17 protein-coding genes are annotated in these 18211 nt (G+C 67.2%); 9 read left to right on the forward strand and 8 right to left on the reverse strand.

All coding sequences use genetic code 11. The features are described 5' to 3' along the window. Positions 1-39 precede the first annotated feature (39 nt). A complete protein-coding gene (locus ACFWPH_RS20245; RefSeq protein ID WP_378753152.1) occupies positions 40-1086 on the forward strand; it encodes an NAD-dependent epimerase/dehydratase family protein in 1047 nt (348 codons plus the stop codon). A 23-nt stretch (positions 1087-1109) separates the two neighbouring features. Here ACFWPH_RS20245 and ACFWPH_RS20250 read toward each other — a convergent pair whose 3' ends face one another. After that, positions 1110-1682 carry a TetR/AcrR family transcriptional regulator gene (locus tag ACFWPH_RS20250; protein WP_378753154.1) on the reverse strand — a complete coding sequence of 191 codons (573 nt, stop codon included), beginning with the start codon at positions 1680-1682 and terminating at the stop codon, positions 1110-1112. A 276-nt stretch (positions 1683-1958) separates the two neighbouring features. Here ACFWPH_RS20250 and ACFWPH_RS20255 point away from each other — a divergent pair, with 276 nt between their 5' ends. Continuing rightward, positions 1959-3350 (forward strand): hypothetical protein, encoded by a 1392-nt coding sequence (locus ACFWPH_RS20255; protein WP_378753156.1) that lies wholly within the window; start codon positions 1959-1961, stop codon positions 3348-3350. A gap of 257 nt (positions 3351-3607) precedes the next feature. On the opposite strand, the gene ACFWPH_RS20260 is transcribed toward ACFWPH_RS20255, so the two are convergent. The 4 genes from ACFWPH_RS20260 to ACFWPH_RS20275 form a co-directional block, all read right to left on the reverse strand. Next, positions 3608-3973 carry a DUF202 domain-containing protein gene (locus ACFWPH_RS20260; protein WP_378753158.1) on the reverse strand — a complete coding sequence of 122 codons (366 nt, stop codon included), beginning with the start codon at positions 3971-3973 and terminating at the stop codon, positions 3608-3610. Then, positions 3970-4386, reverse strand: a complete 417-nt coding sequence (locus ACFWPH_RS20265; protein WP_378753535.1) for a YidH family protein — start codon at positions 4384-4386, stop codon at positions 3970-3972. The genes ACFWPH_RS20260 and ACFWPH_RS20265 overlap by 4 nt, the downstream gene beginning before the upstream one ends. A 120-nt stretch (positions 4387-4506) precedes the next feature. Then, entirely contained in the window at positions 4507-6849 is a 2343-nt protein-coding gene (locus tag ACFWPH_RS20270; RefSeq protein WP_378753160.1) for an arylsulfatase, read from the reverse strand. A 55-nt stretch (positions 6850-6904) separates the two neighbouring features. Continuing rightward, entirely contained in the window at positions 6905-8389 is a 1485-nt protein-coding gene (locus ACFWPH_RS20275; protein ID WP_378753162.1) for an MFS transporter, read from the reverse strand. A gap of 294 nt (positions 8390-8683) precedes the next feature. Here ACFWPH_RS20275 and ACFWPH_RS20280 point away from each other — a divergent pair, with 294 nt between their 5' ends. Genes ACFWPH_RS20280 through ACFWPH_RS20290 form a run of 3 tightly spaced genes read left to right on the forward strand, consistent with a single transcriptional unit; the run spans position 8684 to position 11175 of the window. Then, positions 8684-9313 carry a TetR/AcrR family transcriptional regulator gene (locus tag ACFWPH_RS20280; RefSeq protein WP_378753164.1) on the forward strand — a complete coding sequence of 210 codons (630 nt, stop codon included), beginning with the start codon at positions 8684-8686 and terminating at the stop codon, positions 9311-9313. After that, the gene (locus ACFWPH_RS20285) at positions 9310-10227 is read left to right on the forward strand and encodes a TauD/TfdA dioxygenase family protein (protein WP_378753166.1); all 918 of its coding nucleotides are present in this window, start codon (positions 9310-9312) and stop codon (positions 10225-10227) included. The genes ACFWPH_RS20280 and ACFWPH_RS20285 overlap by 4 nt, the downstream gene beginning before the upstream one ends. Before the next feature lie 42 nt (positions 10228-10269). Beyond that, complete coding sequence (locus tag ACFWPH_RS20290) at positions 10270-11175, forward strand: formylglycine-generating enzyme family protein (protein WP_378753168.1); 906 nt, start codon at positions 10270-10272, stop codon at positions 11173-11175. Positions 11176-11281: 106 nt separating this feature from the next. Here the strand turns inward: ACFWPH_RS20290 and ACFWPH_RS20295 are convergent, their stop codons facing one another. Genes ACFWPH_RS20295 through ACFWPH_RS20305 form a run of 3 tightly spaced genes read right to left on the reverse strand, consistent with a single transcriptional unit; the run spans position 11282 to position 14277 of the window. Beyond that, positions 11282-12307, reverse strand: a complete 1026-nt coding sequence (locus ACFWPH_RS20295) for a sensor histidine kinase (protein ID WP_378753170.1) — start codon at positions 12305-12307, stop codon at positions 11282-11284. Then, complete coding sequence (locus ACFWPH_RS20300) at positions 12300-13013, reverse strand: response regulator transcription factor (protein ID WP_378753172.1); 714 nt, start codon at positions 13011-13013, stop codon at positions 12300-12302. Before ACFWPH_RS20300 ends, ACFWPH_RS20295 begins: the two co-directional genes overlap by 8 nt. A gap of 10 nt (positions 13014-13023) precedes the next feature. Next, entirely contained in the window at positions 13024-14277 is a 1254-nt protein-coding gene (locus tag ACFWPH_RS20305; protein WP_378753537.1) for a hypothetical protein, read from the reverse strand. Positions 14278-14478: 201 nt separating this feature from the next. On the opposite strand from ACFWPH_RS20305, the gene ACFWPH_RS20310 reads away from it, so the two are divergent. The 4 genes from ACFWPH_RS20310 to ACFWPH_RS20325 all read left to right on the forward strand — a co-directional run bounded on the left by ACFWPH_RS20310 (position 14479) and on the right by ACFWPH_RS20325 (position 18005). Further along, positions 14479-15150: a glycosyltransferase family 2 protein gene (locus tag ACFWPH_RS20310; protein ID WP_378753174.1), complete on the forward strand. Its 672-nt coding sequence runs from the start codon at positions 14479-14481 to the stop codon at positions 15148-15150. 329 nt (positions 15151-15479) lie between these two features. Next, positions 15480-16148 carry a DUF2064 domain-containing protein gene (locus ACFWPH_RS20315; RefSeq protein WP_378753539.1) on the forward strand — a complete coding sequence of 223 codons (669 nt, stop codon included), beginning with the start codon at positions 15480-15482 and terminating at the stop codon, positions 16146-16148. A 43-nt stretch (positions 16149-16191) separates the two neighbouring features. Beyond that, positions 16192-16830, forward strand: coding sequence for a methyltransferase domain-containing protein (locus ACFWPH_RS20320; protein WP_378753176.1), 639 nt, complete (start codon positions 16192-16194; stop codon positions 16828-16830). A 356-nt stretch (positions 16831-17186) separates the two neighbouring features. After that, a complete protein-coding gene (locus ACFWPH_RS20325; RefSeq protein WP_378753178.1) occupies positions 17187-18005 on the forward strand; it encodes a mycofactocin-coupled SDR family oxidoreductase in 819 nt (272 codons plus the stop codon). Positions 18006-18211 lie beyond the last annotated feature (206 nt).

Below are 18211 nucleotides of genomic sequence, written 5' to 3' on the forward strand. Positions count from 1 at the left end.
TCTCCCGGGGCACGCGGGCAAGCAGGCAGGATCGGCAGCGTGCGAGTACTGCTGACCGGCGCGGCCGGGTTCATCGGGTCCCATATCCATGCCGCGCTGCGGCAGGCCGGGCACGAGGTGGTGGCCGCCGATTCGATGCTGCCCGCCGCGCACGGCCCGGACGCCCGGCCGCCCGAGGGCGTGGGGCGGCTCGATATCCGCGAACCGGGGGAGTTGGACCGCGTGCTGCGAGGCGCCGACGTCGTCTGCCATCAGGCGGCGGTGGTGGGCGCCGGGGTCGACGCACAGGACGCGCCGGCCTATGCGGGGCACAACGACTACGGCACCGCGGTCCTCCTCGCGGCGATGGACCGGGCGGGCTGCAAACGCCTGGTGCTGGCGTCGTCGATGGTGGTGTATGGGGAGGGGCTGTACCGCGGGCCCGGCGGTCTCGTGGCCGTGGGTGCGCGCGACAATGCGGACCTCGCGGCCGGTCGATTCGAGCACCGCTCCGGCGGTGCGGACCTGGAATGGGCGCCGGTGCCGGAGGACACGCCCCTGCGGCCGCGCAGTCTGTACGCCGCGAGCAAGGTCGCGCAGGAGAATTATGCATCGGCCTGGGCGGCTCTCACCGGTTCATCGGTGACCGCACTGCGATATCACAATGTGTACGGACCCGGAATGCCCAGGGACACCCCGTATTCGGGGGTCGCGGCAATATTCCGGTCCGCCCTCGCCGCCGGCCGGCCTCCGCGAGTTTTCGAAGACGGCGGCCAGACACGGGATTTCGTCCACGTATCCGATATCGCCGCCGCCAACCTGGCCGCCATCGAAACCGGCCTTTCCGGATTCGTACCGTTGAACATCTGCTCGGGCCGGCCGATCACCATCGGACAGGTCGCCCGGACCCTCGCCGCCGCGCACGGCGGTCCCGAGCCCGTGGTCACCGGTGACGTCCGGCCCGGCGACGTCCGGCATATCGTCGCCGCCCCCACCCGGGCCCGGCAGCTGCTGGGGTTCACTGCCCGGGTCACCCCTGACACCGGCCTGACCGAATTCGCGACCGCACCGCTTCGCCCTACCCCTGCTCTCGGCGTATCGACGTAAAGGTCATCCGGCTCAGCAACTGGTCACGCGAACCGGGGGAGCTCGATAATGGTCGCCAAGAGTTCCGCCATCTGCGCTTCCAACTCTTCCCGGGAGGCGTCCTCGGCCTCCGTGAACGCCAGGATGCCCTCGCTGAACAGCGACCATCCGGAGATTGCGGCGAGCACCGTCATGAGGCGGACGTCGGCCTTGCGGGAGTCGGGATCGGCGCCGCGGATCGCCTTCATGCCCTCCGCTTGGTTGCCGAGCAGGAGATCGGTCCGTCCTTCGAGCAACAGCCATGCCGCGATGCGCACGTACTCGCGATCGGCGAGCCCGATGCCGAACAGGCGCCGGACGGCGTCCGGCACCGAAGCTCCGGTCTCGATCGTCCGCGTGGAAATTTCGGTATCGCGTTCGAGGACGGCCCGCAGGATGTCTTCCTTGTTGCCGAGATGCTTGTGGACCAGTCCGAGATTCACTCCTGCGGCAGAGGCGATCTCGCGGATGGTGACCGAGGTGCCCTTCGCGGCGAACCCGGAGCGCGCCGCGCGCAGGACTGCCCGGCGAACCTCGTCGCGGCCCCAGGCTTGCGGCGACGATTCCGATGTGCCCATCTCTTGACAGTAGACGCTTGTCTACGGTCAAATCAACGAACAACCGGATCCGGCTCTCCTAGTTCGATCGACGGCGGAATCCGCCGCCGAATTGTCTTTCGGCTCGCAATGTTCACGGTCTCCCTCGACCCCGACCGACCTACCCGCGAGCCCAGCGTTTCCGTCCCCGGCATGCGTCCCAGCACGAATGCCGGCGGCAGAAAGTGAACGACCATGCAGAAACACCTCAGGAACGGGTATCCCGAGACGATTATCGCGCCAGGTCAGCGACGACTCATGAGAACCGCGACAGCACTGGTCTCCGTCGCGGCCCTCGCCGTGGTCGGCACCGCATGTACTGCGGCGCAGAACGGCACCGGAGAGGCGGGGCGCACGACGACGAACAGCCTGGAGCGGCCGGCCGAGGACGGCGGTGCTCTCGCCACCGCGGGGCAGCGGGCCCTGGAAGCGCGGGTGCGCCAGATCTTGGCGACCGATGTTGTGCAGCAGCAAATTCAGCAGGTTCGGGAACTCTATGACAGTGACCCGCAAGGCGCGACACCGTCGGGTAGAGCCACCGCGGCAGCAGCTGCCGCCTCCATCGGCGCGGCCGCCGCGCAGTATGCGGTGACGGAGGATCCGGACCGCCCTGTGCTGATGTGGGCGGTGACATTGCCGCACCGGTTCGCGGGGCTGGATATGCCGAATTCGGGGTACGGAATCGAGAACCCCGACAATGTCTATCGGCAGGTCACCGTGGCCGGTGACGCGCGGTACGAGATCCGCGGCCGCTTTCCCGGGCAAGCCCCGGCCGAAGTACATTTCGAAATGCGGGATTCGATTCCCGGCACCGCCGCGCTGACCGCCGAGGGCGGAACGCAGGTGGGGTCTCTCACCGGCGACGCGATCGAAACGGAACCGGACGGAACCTTTGTCCTCACCATGGATTCCGCCCCCGCGAACGGTCGCCCCAACCATATGCAGATACCGGCCGGCGACACCTCGTTGCTGATCGTGCGCGACTTGTTGAACGATTGGGCGAGCGAGACACCGTCCCGGCTCGAGATCGTCCGTGTGGACGGTCCACCTGTGGCGCCCGAGCGGACTGTCGATCAGCAGGCCGCTCGAACCGCAGAGATACTCGGGCAGATCGCGCCGTTCTGGATGAAGTACTTCAACGAGTACTACTACAAGACTCCCGAGAACCAGATCCGCCCGGCACGTGAGCGGCCGGGCGGCCGGGGACTGTCCACCGGCGGCCGCTTCGCCCTGGCGGCCGGTGAAGCGCTCGTCTTCACCGTCGATCCGGTCGGCGCGGAGTCGCTCGGCGTGCAGATCTCCGATCCGTGGGGCGTCGCCTACCCGTACCGCGACAAGACCGGCAGCCTCAACACGACACAGGCGGTGCCCAATCCGGACGGCACCTACACGTTCGTGGTGTCGCCCCAGGACCCCGGTGTCCGCAACTGGCTCGATCCGAGTGGCAACGATGCCGGTTTGATCGCGGTGCGCTGGCAGTCGGTGCCGGGCAAGCCGCCGGTGGACGCCGCGCTGCGGAGTTCCGCGGTGCTGCAGGTCGCGGACCTGTCGACGGCGCTGCCGGACGGGACCGTATTCGTCGATCCGGAAGAACGGCGGGTGCAGCAGCAACAGCGTGCGACCGATTTCGATCGGCGCCTGACACAGTGATCCTTGTGCCGGCCCGGCGTACCGAGGTCGCCCGGCCGGCTACAGTGCAGCCACCGCAGACCTTCTCTCACTGTGCTCTGCGGCGGGTTGCGTGGTACGACCAGGCTGCTCGGTGCGGTGAGCGCAGCAACGCCCATGTCGATGAGGTTGTTCACGAAAGCGTTGTTGTCGATCGCCGGGGTATTGGAGATCCCGGCCGGCACCCCCGAACCTCACCGAGTCCTGCCGGCCGACTACCGCCCTTCCCAAGGCCGTCGCTAACTCGAAGGCTGTGTCACCAGCAGTGATGCCGCCGCGCAGGCGAGCAGGACGACCCCGATGCTCACGGCGAGTGCAGGAACGAGGTGTATCGGTGCGCGGCCGTCGACGAACTCGCGTACGCGCAGCCGGTGGTTGCCTCGAGCAGTGGCCAGTATGGCCAGAGCGGGAAACGCGGCGGCGCCGGCTACACCGACGACGAGAGCGCCGGGGCCCGGAACTGTCCGGATGAACAGGAGGCACACGGCTACTGCGAGAGCGGCCGTGCGGACCCAGGCGAGCGTGGTCCGCTCCGGTTGCAACCCGGCATCGTTGTGGACATCGACCGCGGTGTCCTCGCCCGGTGTCGATCGGTGCCTTTTCATATGAAAGTCTGCGCCGCGACGGTCGCTGCGCAGACGACGGCGAATACCGCCATGAGAAGTACGATGCCGGGCAACGGTAGCGGCCGGCCGGTGCGCATCGCGATTTCGATTCGAAACCAGCGGGCCAGCGCGACGGCGGTCAGCAGGACGGCGAAGACGAGCAACGCCACGATCGTCATTCGGTGGGTAGGTACCGAATCGGACCGGCCGGCAAGTGCTTCCAAGGCAAGTGCCGCTGCGACGGCACCGAGTGCGGTCCGGATCCAGGCGAGGAAGGTGCGCTCGTTGGCGAGACTGAAGCGGGGGTCGGGATCGGTGCCGGCCCGCAGTGCGCTCGGCCGCCACCGCCGAGTAGTTGCGGGCCGGGTGACCTGTGGGTCGGGCGTGACGGGGTCGGATTCGTGCCCGGACATCGGAGACATCTGAGTTTCCTCGACGTTGTGCATAGTTGACGGCGTCCGTGGATTTCCCGGGGCCAGGTGAGCGGTCGCAGCGGACTGCTCACCTGGCTTCGGTAGCGCGCACGATGCGGTTCAGTGTGTTGCCAACTCCACCTTCCGGCGCTCGGACTCGGGGACACCGCCGCCCCGCGACAGGTTGATCCGGACCTCGTGCAGCTTGCCGGTGAAGGAGAACTTTCCGCTACGCGCGATCTCCTCCGCCACCGGGCTTCCTCTGTCCACGCCGATATCGAGTTGCTCGTTCATGGAGAAGATCGCCCGTGCGGTGCGTTCGATATGTTCCTCGGCGGCTTTCACGCCATCGATGAACAGTGTCACCGTGGCGCCCTTCCCGATTCCGCCGCCGTCGTAATCGAAGTGCAGTGCTACCTCGCTTCGCCCTGCCGTAAGGCGTTGTGGCGCACGCACAAAGGTGTGTTCGCGGCCGCAGAAGTTGTAGCAGAACACCGGTTTCGCGTCGAGCACATACAGTGCGAAGCCGCCGAATCGCCCCCCGATCCCGGCCAGCATGCCTTCGCACGGCGAACCGTCGCTGTCGATCTGTGCGGTGAGCCTGAACGATCGGTTGAAGAACGACGGTGCTGCTTTCTCCACCAGCCCTTGCATATGCGGATACAGAGTGATGCTCGTCCGGCCCTCGAACGGGTGCGGGGGGCGGTTCCCCCGGGTGTGCCGCCCGGCGGTGCGGTCGTCGAGCGGGAGCACCTGATATTTGGCGGCCTCGACGAGGAACAGCTGCTTCAACCGGGCCAGGATCTCCGGGTGCTCGGCCGCGAGATCGCGGGCCTGGGACCAGTCGGTCCGCGTGTCGTACAGCTCCCACCGGTCTTCGTCGAGATCGGGGAGTTCTACGCCAACGGTCGCCATGAGCCATGGTGCGCGGTGAGCGGTGACCGCCGTCCAGCCCTCGTGATAGATGCCGCGGTTGCCGAAGATCTCGAAGTATTGGGTGGTGTGCCTGTCCTCGGCCGCGGCATCGTTGAAGGTGTAGTTCATCGCCACACCTTCCATGGGCATCTGGGCGACACCGTCCACGGTATGCGGCGCGGGTACTCCGGCTGCCTCGAGAATGGTGGGCGTGAGATCGACGCAGTGGTGCCACTGATGGCGTAGCTCGCCGCGTTCGGCGATACCGGCGGGCCACCGCACGATCAGCCCGTTGCGGGTGCCGCCGTAGTGTGACGCGACCTGCTTGGCCCACTGGTAGGGCGTGTCGAGTGCCAGTGCCCACGCCGCCGGATAGTGCGCATAGCTCGTCGGAGTGCCCAGTTCGTCGAAACGGTCGAGGATGTCCTCGGTCGTGCTCTCGTACCCGTTGAGCCCCGCAAGGTAGTTGAACGACCCTTCCAAACCACCTTCGGCCGACGCACCGTTGTCACCGAGCATGTACAGCACCAGAGTGTTGTCGAGCGCGCCCAGTTCCTCGATCCGGTCGACGAGCCTGCCGACCTGGTCGTCGGTGTGTTCGAGGAAGGCCGCGTACAGTTCCATCAGTCGCGCGGAAGCCTTCCGCTGCTTCTCGTCCAGCGAATCCCAGTGGGGAAGTCCCGGCGCCCACGGTGCCGGCACCGTATCCTCCGGTACGACACCCAGGCGCTTCTGCCGCTCCAGCGTGATCTCACGTTGCCGATCCCAGCCGTGATCGAATTCGCCCCGGTATTTGTCGAGGTACTCGTCGGGCACCTGCAGCGGGGCGTGACAGGCGCCGAACGGTAGATAGCAGAACCAGGGTTTGCCGGCGTCCACCGCGTGCACGCCCTCGATCCATGCGACCGCGCGATCCACCAGATCCTCGGAGAGGTGGTATCCGTCCTCGGCGCTGCGAGGTGGTTCGACGACGGTGAAATCCTCGTAGAGGACGGGATTGAACTGGTCGGATTCGGCGCCGAGGAATCCGTAGAACTTGTCGAAGCCTTCCCGGCACGGCCATCGGTCGAAGGGCCCCACCGGCGTGATCTCCCAGGCCGGTGTCTGGTGCATTTTGCCGAACGCGCCCGTCGCATACCCGTTGCCCTGCAGAATCCGGGCCACCGTCGCCGCCGACGCGGGCCGGGTGCCATTGTACCCGGGTGCGGCACTGGCCATTTCGGATATCACCCCCATCCCTACGGAGTGGTGATTGCGGCCGGTGAGCATTGCGGCGCGGGTCGGGGAACACAATGCGGTCGTATGAAATCTCGTGTACCCGAGCCCCTCTTCCGCGAGCCGCTCCGCCGTCGGGGTCCGGCAGGGGCCGCCGAAGGCGGATGCGGCACCGAACCCGACGTCGTCGATCATGATGACCAGGATGTTCGGGGCCCCCTGTGGGGGGCGGACCGGGGCGCTGCGGTGGAAGGGGCGGCTCTGGCTGCGGTAGTCGACAGCAGACGCCGGTTGCGGGGTATGGGTGACGATCGGCAGCGAATGGCGGTCCATAGGTGAATTCCCTTTCGTTCTGATGCCGGGGTGGTGGGTGGTTCGGTGACGGTGGTCAGACACGCTCGCCGTGGTGAACCGCCGCGGTTTCCGCCGATGTCCGCAGTCCGCCGGTCGCCGGCGAGCGGCCGTGCTTCATGGACAGGGCGATCGCTATACCGACGGCGCCGACGAGCGCGGCGGATCCGAATCCGTAGCCGAAGGCCGAATCCGCATACGTCACGGACCGGCCTCCGGAACCGGGGTCGCCGAGGTGGCCGGCCATGACGGCACCCGTGACGGTGACGGAAACCGCAGACGTCAACTGCATTCCGACACCGGCGATCGTGGAACCCACACCGCTTTGTTCGGAGGGGAGGGCTTCCTGCACCAGGTTCGCGTTGGACGAGTGCAGGAAGCCGACTGCGACGCCGGCGAGCGCACTGATCAGCACGACCTGCGTCAGTGAGGTCGGCATTCCGGCGCCGAGGAACATGACGAGCACGAACAGCGCACCGGAGGCGAGCAGTACCTGGCGCGGGCCGAACTTCCGGGCACAGTAGCCGCCGAGAGGGCCGGCGACCATCGCGCACAGCCCGAGTGCACAGGTCCACAGCGCATACATCGTGGCCGTCAGGCCTGCCCCGTACGAGATGCCGGGGATCCCTGCCGGAGTCTGCAGCAGCGTGGGCATCATCAGGGCGTGCGCGTTCATCATGTACCCGACGCAGGCGACCGCCAGGACAGTAGGCCCGAATCGGCGACCGAACAGGATGGTGAAGTCGATGAGCGGGTGGGTCGCGGTGCGCTGGCGCGCAACGAACAACACCAGCATGAGCACACCCGAAACCAGTAGCCCCAGGGTCGTTGTGGACGACCAGCCCCACGCCGATCCCTTGCTCACGCCGATCAGCAGGACGGCGACGCCGGGGCCGAGCAGGGCGGTGCCGAGGTAGTCGACCGGCCGGTCGGCGCGCACCGGGCTTTCCGGTACCACCGCGGCGTACAGCGGGATCAATGCGGCGACGTAGATCGCCAGGAACCAGAACACCGACCGGAATCCGAAGCCGTCGATCAGCCAGCCTGCGATGAACGGCCCGGCGACAGCCGACATCCCGATCCCTGTCGCGACCACACCCAGCGCGATCGGCACGAAATCGCGCGGCATGATGTCGCGCACGAGGCTGTAGGACAGCGCCACGATGCCCACCAGTGCACCCTGTGCCGCACGGCCGGCGAGCATGAGAACGAAAGTCGGTGCCATAGCACTGATGAGGCAGCCCAGAACGAACACGACGGTCAGCGCCATGATGACGCGCTTCTTGCCGGCCTTGTCCGCGAGCTTTCCGATCAGCGGCATAAGGGTCGCGCCCGCGAGGGTGACGATGGAGATCACCCATGCCACGTCGAGGGTCTCGAACTCCTCGGCGATATGCGGCACCGCCGGATACACCATCAGAATTTCGAAGGTGGCTATTTCCGAGAACAGGATGATGACGGCGAGGACGGCGAACAGTCGCGGTTTCGATGCACCGGCGGTCGGTGGGGGTATTTCGTGCACCAGGGGGTGTCCTTTGTTCGGATGGGCAGAGGACCGAGGAAGGCCGGTGACTCGCGGCGGGAGGTCGGCGCGCGCAGGGAGAGGTCCGGATGCCGGAGTCGGCTCCGAGAATGTCGAAGTATGACGGTAATCACGGATTTGCGGATTCCGCCTATCGGGTCCCGCTCAGCGGGACCTATCTTTCGGAGGTATTCGCAGGGGTGGAGTTGATTCGAAAGTAATTGCCCGCCAGGGCTTCCAGAGATTTAAGACAGTGTCTTGACGAGAGTGGTTGCGGTCGCCTATCGTGGCCCCATGTCGTCGGCAGTCGATTCACGTCAAGCCCTCCTCGAGGCAGCCGAACAGCTCTATGCCGCGCACGGGCTCGAGGGGGTGTCGATGCGAGATATCGCGGCCGCCGCGGGGCATCGCAACAACTCGGCCGTGCAATACCACTTCGGAAGCCGGGAAGGGCTTCTGATGGCGATCTTCCGATTTCGGATGCGCACCATCAACGAGGTCCGGCGTGCATATCTCGACAATGTCGTACAGGCCGGTCGGGAAGGTGACGTCCGAGCCCTCGTCGAGGCCGAGATCCGACCCCTCACCGAGTTTCTCGCGGAGACTCCGGACGGAAGTTACTACGCGCGCTTTCTTGCCCGCGTCTCTCCGTCCGTGGATTTCACCTTGCCCGAACTCAGTGAGGTCCAGGACGCCGGCCGCGAAATCGTCCAACGGCTCATCGGCGCACTGGCGCACCTGCCACGGCGGGTGGCCCTCACCCGGATCGACCTGATGTTCAACATGACCATCTCGGCGCTCGCCCTTGTCGAACAGCGCCGAGCCGAAGGACTTCCCCAGCTCTCGAGCTTCGACGACACCGTCGGACACCTGATCGATATGGCTGTGGGCGCGCTGCTCGCGGACCGGACAGGAGCACCATGACCAGCACGATATCGTCCCGCACCGTGGTAATCGGTGACCACACAATCGAATTCGGCCCCAGACTGCTCCGTCGCACGGCCGGCGGCAACGAGTCGGAGCCGTACACAACTCTGCGCCTCGACCCGATGACTCCATATATCGGCGCCACCGTCAGCGGGGTCGATCTGCGCGATCCCCAGGCGGAACAGATCGACGAACTGCGCCGCGCGCTGCTGGAATGGAAAGTACTTTTCTTCCGCGACCAGGACATCACCCCGGCGCAGCATCGAGACTTCGCCGAGCACTGGGGCACACTGGAAGTGCACCCGTTCCTCGCCCAAGGCGACGTGCCGGAAGTGGTGCATTTCGAACGTAGCCAGGACGATCCCGGAACCGAGAACATCTGGCACGTCGATGTCACCTGGCAGCAGCGCCCGCCGCTGGGCTCGGTCCTGCGGGCACTCGAGGTCCCACCGGCCGGCGGCGACACCTTGTGGGCCGATATGGGCAATGCCTACGACTGCCTCTCCGATGAGATCAAAAGCCGGATCGACACGCTGACCGCCGTGCACGATTTCGTCCCGTCGTTCGGCCGCGGAATGACTCCCGACCGGCTCGAGCAGATGAAAGAGACATATCCACCGGTCCATCACCCGATTGTTCGGATTCATCCGGAGACGGGACGCAAGACGTTGTTCGTGAACAGTTTGTTCACCACGCATATCCCGGATCTCGATCCAGTGGAAGGGCAGCAGTTGCTGCGTCAGCTGTTCGATCAGGTGAAGGTTCCGGATTTCCAATGCCGGTTCCGCTGGGCACCCAATTCCATTGCCTTCTGGGACAACCGGGCGACCCAGCATTATGCGGCGAGCGATTACTTCCCCCATCGGCGGGTCATGGAACGAGTCGCCATCACCGGCGACGTGCCGCGCTGACCGATGACTTCTGCGACAAAACCGAGCTCCCCGCGGAAAAATATGCAGTGGATACCCGGCGGCACTTTCTGGATGGGATCCGAGGAATTCTATCCCGAGGAGCGGCCGGTCCATCGGGCCCGTGTCGACGGTTTCTTCATGGACACCCATCCCGTGACGATCGTCGAATTCCGCAGATTCATCAAGAGCACCGGTTATCTCACCACTGCGGAAACCGCACCCCGGGCAGAAGATTACCCCGATGCCGATCCGGCGCTGCTCGTGCCCGGCTCCCTCGTATTCACTTCACCGCCCGGGCCGGTACCACTCGACGACTACCGCAGGTGGTGGATGTGGAAGCCCGGGGCCGACTGGCGCCACCCGGAAGGCCCGGACAGCGATCTGGCCGGTCGCGAGCGCCATCCGGTCACCCATATCTCGTATTTCGATGCGCTCGCTTATGCGCGGTGGGCGGGCAAAGACCTTCCCACAGAGGCGGAATGGGAATTCGCGGCACGAGGAGGCCTCGATCGCGCGCGGTTCGTCTGGGGTGATGAATTCACTCCGCGTGGCCGGCACCAGGCGAACACCTGGCAAGGAGACTTTCCCTGGGAGAATACGGTCGAGGACGGTTTCACCGGAACTTCGCCCGTGGGTTCCTTCCGTGCCAACGGATACGGACTGGTGGATATGGCCGGTAACGTGTGGGAATGGACCACCGGCCTCTTCACCGGCAGCCACGGAGTGGACGATCGCGACACCGCCCCCGCGCACGCGTGTTGTAGCCCGGCCGATCCACGTGCCGCCGGGCGAGAGGAGTCGATGCCGTATCCGCGGCGGGTCATCAAGGGCGGATCGCACCTGTGCGCACCCAACTACTGTCTTCGCTATCGACCCGCTGCACGGCAAGGCGAAAGTATCGAAACCTCGGCCTCACATATCGGATTTCGTTGTATTGTCCGTCCGTAGCGCCCTCCTCCCGGCCACGCCAATGGTCCATCGCTGCCTTCAGTACGGGGTAGTCGACGGTTTCGCAGACCGGTCGGCGGGCTGGGTGGCTACGCTGCGTACGTCGCTATCCGGTGCCGGCGGGTAAACGGATCTCGAAGCGGCAGCCGACTTCCCGATTGGCGGCGGTGATCGCGCCGCTGTGTGCCTGCACCAGGCCCGCCGCGATCGCCAGGCCCATACCGCTTCCTGCCGGCACACCGTCGTCCGCCACGGGGGAGCGGGTCGCGGTGCCGCGATAGGCGACCTCGAAGATTCGTGGCAGATCGGCTTCGGTGATACCCGGACCCGAATCGTCGACCCGGGTCCAGATCTGGCCGTTATCGCGCCCGGCGGTGATCACGACCCTCCCGCCGGGCGGTGTATGCGCGATGGCATTGGACACCAGGTTGGCCAGCACCCGGCCCAAAGCGTGGTCGTCGGCCGCGACGGGTAATGGTGCCGGGGGTTGTTCGGCGGTGAAGCCGATACCCGCCCGGTCGGCCGTCGCACGGTGGGCGGCATAGATCTCGTCGATGAGTTCGCGCAGGTCGAGGGGTTCGAGGTCGAGATGCAGGGCGCCTGCGGAGATCTTCGACATTTCGAACAGGTCGTCGACCATCCGGGACAGCCGCCGGGTCTCCCGGTCGATCTGCCCGGCGTAGCGGGCGATATCGGCGGGATCGGCGACGACGCCGTCGATGAGCGCCTCGGTCATGGCCCGGATACCGGCCAGCGGGGTGCGCAGATCATGGCTCACCCACGCCACCAGCTCGCGGCGGGACTGTTCCGCGGCCCGTTCCTGTTCACGTACCTGCTTTTCCCACACCGTTTTACGGGCCTGCTCGCGACCCAGCAGGACAGCCGCGGGAACCGTGACGGCCGCGACGAGCAGCAGCACCAGGGAGGTGCGCCGGAACTCGGCGGTGAACATCAAACCGCTCACCCCGGTGATCCCGGCCAGGGTCGCCAAGGTCGGGATGAGCACCAGCACCGCCATACTCGCGGTGAGCGAGCGGTCACGCAGCGCGCGCAGCGCCAGCGCACCGACGAGCACCACCGGCAGGGAACACGCCAGTGTGAATCCGATGATCTGGAGCAGATTCTCAGGCATCCGACGGCTCCCCGGTGATCTCCGAGCGGCCCCAGGCATAACCGCGACCCCAGACGGTATCGATCCGGTGCCGGGAACCCAGCTTGGCGCGTAACCGCTTGATATGGACGGTGACCGTCGACAGATCCCCGAAATCCCACCCCCACACCTGTTCCAGCAGGCTCTCCCGGCTGTACACCCGGCCCGGATTGCGCAGCAGGAACACCAGCAGGTCGAATTCTCGTGGGGTGAGGGTGAGCGCGATATCGTCGATGAACACCAGTTGGGCGGACAGGTTCACCGTGATGGGGCCGTCGTGCAGGATCTGCTGATCGAGGGCCGGTACCGGCCGGGAGCTGCGGCGTAGGACCGAGGCGACACGCAGCGCGAGTTCGCGAGGGCTGAACGGTTTGGTGACATAGTCGTCGGCGCCGGCTTCCAGGCCGAGTACCCGATCGTCCTCGTCACCGAGCGCGGTGAGCAGGATGATCGGCATATCCGGACGCCGCCCGGCGCGCACCGCACGGCACAGGTCGATCCCGTTGGGCTCCGGCATCATCACATCCAGGACCGCGAGTTCCACGTCGTCAGGTATGCCGGTGCGGGCGAGCACAGCGTGCGCGGCGCGGCCGTCACCGGTTTCCACGACGGTGCGGCCGTCGCGTTCCAGATACCGGCGCACCACCTCCCGCACCACCGGGTCGTCATCGGCCACGAGTATGCACATCGGATCGCCCTCACCAATTCGTGAACAGTAGATGGACCAGCAGCAGCGCCCCCGCGACCTGCACCGCCAGCCAGGGACGGGCCCGCGCGTACGGAAGGTAGGCCGTAGCGACGAGCAGCCATATATCGAACGGTAACCAGATCCGCTCGGTTTCGGCCTTGCTGAGGCCACTGATATCGGCGGCGGCGATCGCGCACACCGCCCCGGTGACCAGCAGTGCCGCAGGTTCGAGTGTGCGCAACCGGGTGAGAGCCCGGGGGAGCCCCGCCGCGGTCGCCAGGCCCACCGCACAAACGGTCGCCGCAAGATTGCCCCACCACCAGTACCCGTACGGACGATCCGTCGCGATGCCCTGGTAATACCGCTCGACCACCAGGTGATAGCCGTCGAACCACCAGAATCCCGCTGCGGTGAACGCGGCCACCACGAGCAACGCGCCGAATACCGCGGGCAGCAGCGGGCGTGCGGTGCGGGCCGCCACCAGCACCGCCACCGCCACGAAACCCATCAGCACCAGCCCGTAGTTCAGATAGATCCCGAAACCGAAGAGGATTCCCGCCCCGATGGCGGCGAGTACCGGTACCCATCGCCCGGCTCGGGCGGCGACGGCGAGCAGTGCGACTGCCCACGCCGTCACCCCGGCGAACAACGCGTCGGCGGAGACCGCGATCCAGATCGCCGCGGGAGCCAGGGCGAGGAACGGCAGCACGGCACGGGCCCGGTCTTCGCTGCCCAAGGCGCGTAACGCCACCGCCACCGCGATCGGTGCGCTGCAGCCGATGAGCACGCAGACGATCCCCGCCCAGGTCGGTCCGCCCACTCCGAAACGGTCGAGCAGGACGAAGAACAACAGCGCCCCCGGTGGATGACCCGAAACATGGGTGGTCCAGGAATCGGGCTGCCCGTCCAGGATCCGGCCGGCGAAGGTGTCGAGCATCAGCGGGATATCGGTGACCCCGGGCACCTCGGCGAGGTATTCGTGGCCGTCGGCGAGCCGCGCGGTGACCCCGCGTTCCCAGCCGTCCACCAAGGCCAGCGCGAACGCCCAGGTGAGCGCGGTCGCATACCCGGCGCCGAGCAGCGGGCCCCAGCGCAACCGCCGGGCCAGTGCGGGGCCGCGCAACACCACGATCGCGGCCAGCGCGATGGCCGGCAGCGTTCCCCAGCCGATATGCGGCGACCACCAGCCGAAGATCGGCGCGGCCCCGGCGAACAGCCGTTCCCGCCACGATTCGCTCGCTATTTGCGGAACGACGAAGGCCATCAGGACCAGCAGCGCGGCGGCTCCCGCGCCGAGCAGCTCCCCGCGCACCCGGCGGCAGGGCGCGGTGGTTTCGATCGGATCCGGCACAGAGGCCACCCTAGGCCCGGCCACCGCCGGTCACACCGGATCGACCTGGTGGACCGATACGACGTCATCGTTTTGTCACAGGTTTCGAGCCGATTCCGGCCTAGCGTGGCAGCCATGGCGACAAAGGACAGCGCACCGGCCGGCGTCACCGTCGTGATCCCGTGCCGCAACGAAGCCGAAGCGTTGCCGGGCGTGCTTGCCGCGGTCCCGGCCGGCTACCACGCGATCGTGGTCGACAACGGCTCGACCGACACCACCGCGGCCGTCGCGACCGAGCACGGTGCGCGGGTCGTCACCGAAACGCGGCCCGGATACGGTGCCGCCGTACAAGCCGGTATCGCCGTCGCCGGTACGGAATTCGTGGCGGTTCTCGACGGGGACGGGTCGATGGACCCCGGCGAGCTACCCGGGCTGGTGGCGGCGGTCCGCGCGGGCGCCGATCTCGCGGTCGGCCGGCGCCGGGCCGTCACCCGAGGAGCCTGGCCGTGGCACACCCGGCTCGGCAACGGTGTCGTCGCCCGGCGGCTCCGTCGGCGCTACGGGCTGCCCGTGCACGATATCGGCGCGATGCGGGTCGCGCGGCGGGGCCGGCTGGAAGCGTTGGGACATCTGCACGACCGATCCGGATATCCCCTCGAGCTGCTGGTCCGAGCGGCCACGGCCGGTTGGGTGATCCGCGAAATGGATATCAGCTACCGCCCCCGCACCGGCGGTGAATCGAAGATCTCCGGGTCGGCCCTGGGCTCGCTACGCGCGACCCGCGACTTCCTGGGGGTGCTGCGATGAGCACCCCGGGACCAGGCGGGGCGGAACTCCGAGCCCGAGCCGGGTTCGAGGCCGGGGCGGGGGTTGATGCCGGGACAAAGAAGGAGCCCGGGACTGAGGAGGGGCCCGGGGCCGGGTCGGGGGATGAGCCCGGGACAAGGCTGGAGCCCGGGGTCAGCGAGGGGCGCGGGGCCGGGGAAGAGTTCGGGGCTGGGTCCGGCGTGGCGTACCCGGCCCGCCGGATGCCGGTCGATAGGACCTCCGAAGACGGGCGAGTGGCGGGGGCGGATCACGCGGCCGGGCGGGAAGGACACGCCCCGGCGAGACCGAGGGAAGTATCCGGTGTACCGATTCCCGTGACAGTTCTGGTCGTCGCCAAGGCGCCGGTCCCCGGGTTCGCCAAAACCAGATTGTGCCCCCCGTTGACCCCGGTACAGGCGGCACGGCTGGCGGCGGCCGCGTTGCTGGACACCCTCGACGCGGTGCGTGCCTGCCCGGCCGCCCACCGGATGGTGGCGTTCACCGGTGAACTCGCAGTAGCCGACTGCGCCGAGGAAATCCGCGGCTCGCTAGCCGATTTCGAGGTCATGCCCCAGCGGGGAACCGGATTCGGGGTGCGTCTGGCGAACGCGCACGCCGACGCCGCCCGCGCCGGGCTGCCGGTCCTGCAGATCGGAATGGACACCCCGCAGGTAGGTCCGGGCTTGCTCAGCGATGCCGCTTGCTCGCTCGCCGAGGGAGCCGAGGCATTGCTCGGCCCGGCCGGTGACGGCGGCTGGTGGGCGCTGGGGCTTTCCGACCCTCGGGCCGCCCGGCTGCTCGTCGACGTACCGATGTCCACCGACCGGACCGGCGCGGTGACTCGGAAGACGTTGCAGGCCATCGGTTACCGCGTGAAAGCGCTGCCGCTACTCGACGATGTCGATCACTACGTCGACGCTCTGCGAGTCGCCGCCGACTGTCACGGCCGGTTCGCCGTGGAGGTCCGCGCACTGGCCGGCGGCCGGGTCGTGCGATGATCGGCAGCGTCGATACCGTGCTCGGCGGTCGGCGGGTGACACGATGATCGGGCGATTCGATCCGGCTCTCACCGGAGGAGACTGCTGGGTACGCACTGCCGGCGGCGACCGCGTTCCGTTGCCCACTCGCCGCTGGCTCGGCGGCGACCGCGCCACCGCGGCCGATAATCGCGTCGATTCGGCCCTGGTCAGTTGCTGTGACGGGCCCACGGTCGACCTGGGCTGCGGCCCCGGTCGGCTCGTCGCCACCCTCTGCCGCCGCGGGGTGATGGCGCTGGGCGTGGATATCTCCCCCACAGCAATCGCGGTAACCCGCCACCGCGGCGCGCCCGCCGTACCCCGCGACGTCTTCGGACCCCTTCCAGGTGACGGCCGCTGGCACTACGCGCTGCTCGCCGACGGCAATATCGGAATCGGCGGCGACCCCCACCGGCTGCTGCGCCGGGTCGCCCGGCTGCTGCGGCCCGGTGGTCAGGCGGTAGTCGAATTCAGCTGTCCCGGAACGGGGATACTGGTTCGTGAGATCCGGCTGGAGACGCCGACCGAGGTCGGCGAGTGGTTTCCCTGGGCCGAGGCCGCGATAGATCACGCCGGCGCCCTCGCCGGTGCCACCGGATTCGAACTCCGCGAAACCGCCGAAATAGCCGGTCGCCATCTTGCTTGGTTGCACCGGGTGTTGTGATCGCCGCGGCTGTCACCCTCTGAGTTCGGGGCCGCGCGGGTGTTCCCGCGGTGGCGGGCCCTGCATACGTGGTAGCCGGGCTTCTCGCCGGCACGGAAGGCCAGTATGCCGGGCAAATTGGGGAAATGATGTAGCCGTGTAGTGGTAATTTTATTACCCTTTTGAGAGAGCGTCAGTTCCATGAGTGTTCGGGGAAGGAGTTGGTCGGATCGCCCGAACATCACGTCGCGCTCATGACCACAGGCGTCGGGCACGGTGTACAGCGCATCCGGGACATGGTTGCGGAGTTGCTCGAAACCCAGGACTGCGACGCGATTCGGATGCGTGAGGTCGCGCGCTAGCAAGGAGACACGATCATGGGAAAACTCGAGGGCAAAGTCGCCTTCATCACCGGTGCCGCTCGCGGACAAGGCCGTAGCCATGCGCTGCGGCTGGCGGCGGAAGGCGCCGACATCATCGCGCTCGACATCTGCGAACAGCTGGGCTCGGTGCAGTACCCGATGGGCACCGTCGAGGAACTCGACCAGACCGTTGCCGAGGTCGAGAAGCTGGGTCGGCGCATCGTCGCCCGGCAGGCCGACGTCCGTGATGTGAACGCCCTCCGGACAGTGTTCGACGAGGGCACCGCCGAACTCGGGCCGGTCGATATCGTCCTGGCCAATGCCGGGATCGGTGCCGGCGGCGCGGTGGCCCCGGAAGAACAGGAATGGGACGAGGTCGTCGGCGTCAACCTCAAAGGTGTCTGGAACACCGGCCGGGTCGCAATCCCCTCGATGATCGAACACGGCCGCGGCGGAGCCATCGTGCTGACCAGCTCCACCGGCGGATTGATGGGCGTCGGTATCCCCACCGCGGGATTCCTCGGCTATACCGCCGCGAAACACGGCGTCATCGGTCTGATGCGCTCCTGGGCCAACTTTCTTGCGCCGCACCACATCCGCGTCAACAGTATTGCACCCACCGCGGTCCGCACGCCGATGGCCGGCGACGGCAACCTCGCTGCCATCATGGAACGTGCCCCGCAACTGGCGAACGCCCTGTCGAATGCCATGCCCGTCGACCTGGTCGAACCGCTCGACGTCTCCAACGCCATCGCCTGGCTGGTCTCCGACGACGCCCGCTACGTCACCGGCACGGTCGTCCCCGTCGACGCCGGCCAGCTCAACAAACGGTAGGGGCGAAATCCCGGGTACCTCCCACCAGGTGACCGGAAGCTCCCGCGCACCGAGAACGCCCAGCCCGGCCGGGCGCATCACGATCGTGTCCGCCGCAACGGCGGGGTACCGCCAGGACGTTGGGGATCGTCAGCTTTCGTTTCGGACAAGGACGCGATTCGCAAGGAAGCGCACGAGATGATCGCGCGGTGCGGTGCGGCGCCTGC

Origin of the sequence: Nocardia sp. NPDC058499, assembly GCF_042719915.1 — a bacterium.
In the GTDB taxonomy this organism is placed as follows: domain Bacteria; phylum Actinomycetota; class Actinomycetes; order Mycobacteriales; family Mycobacteriaceae; genus Nocardia.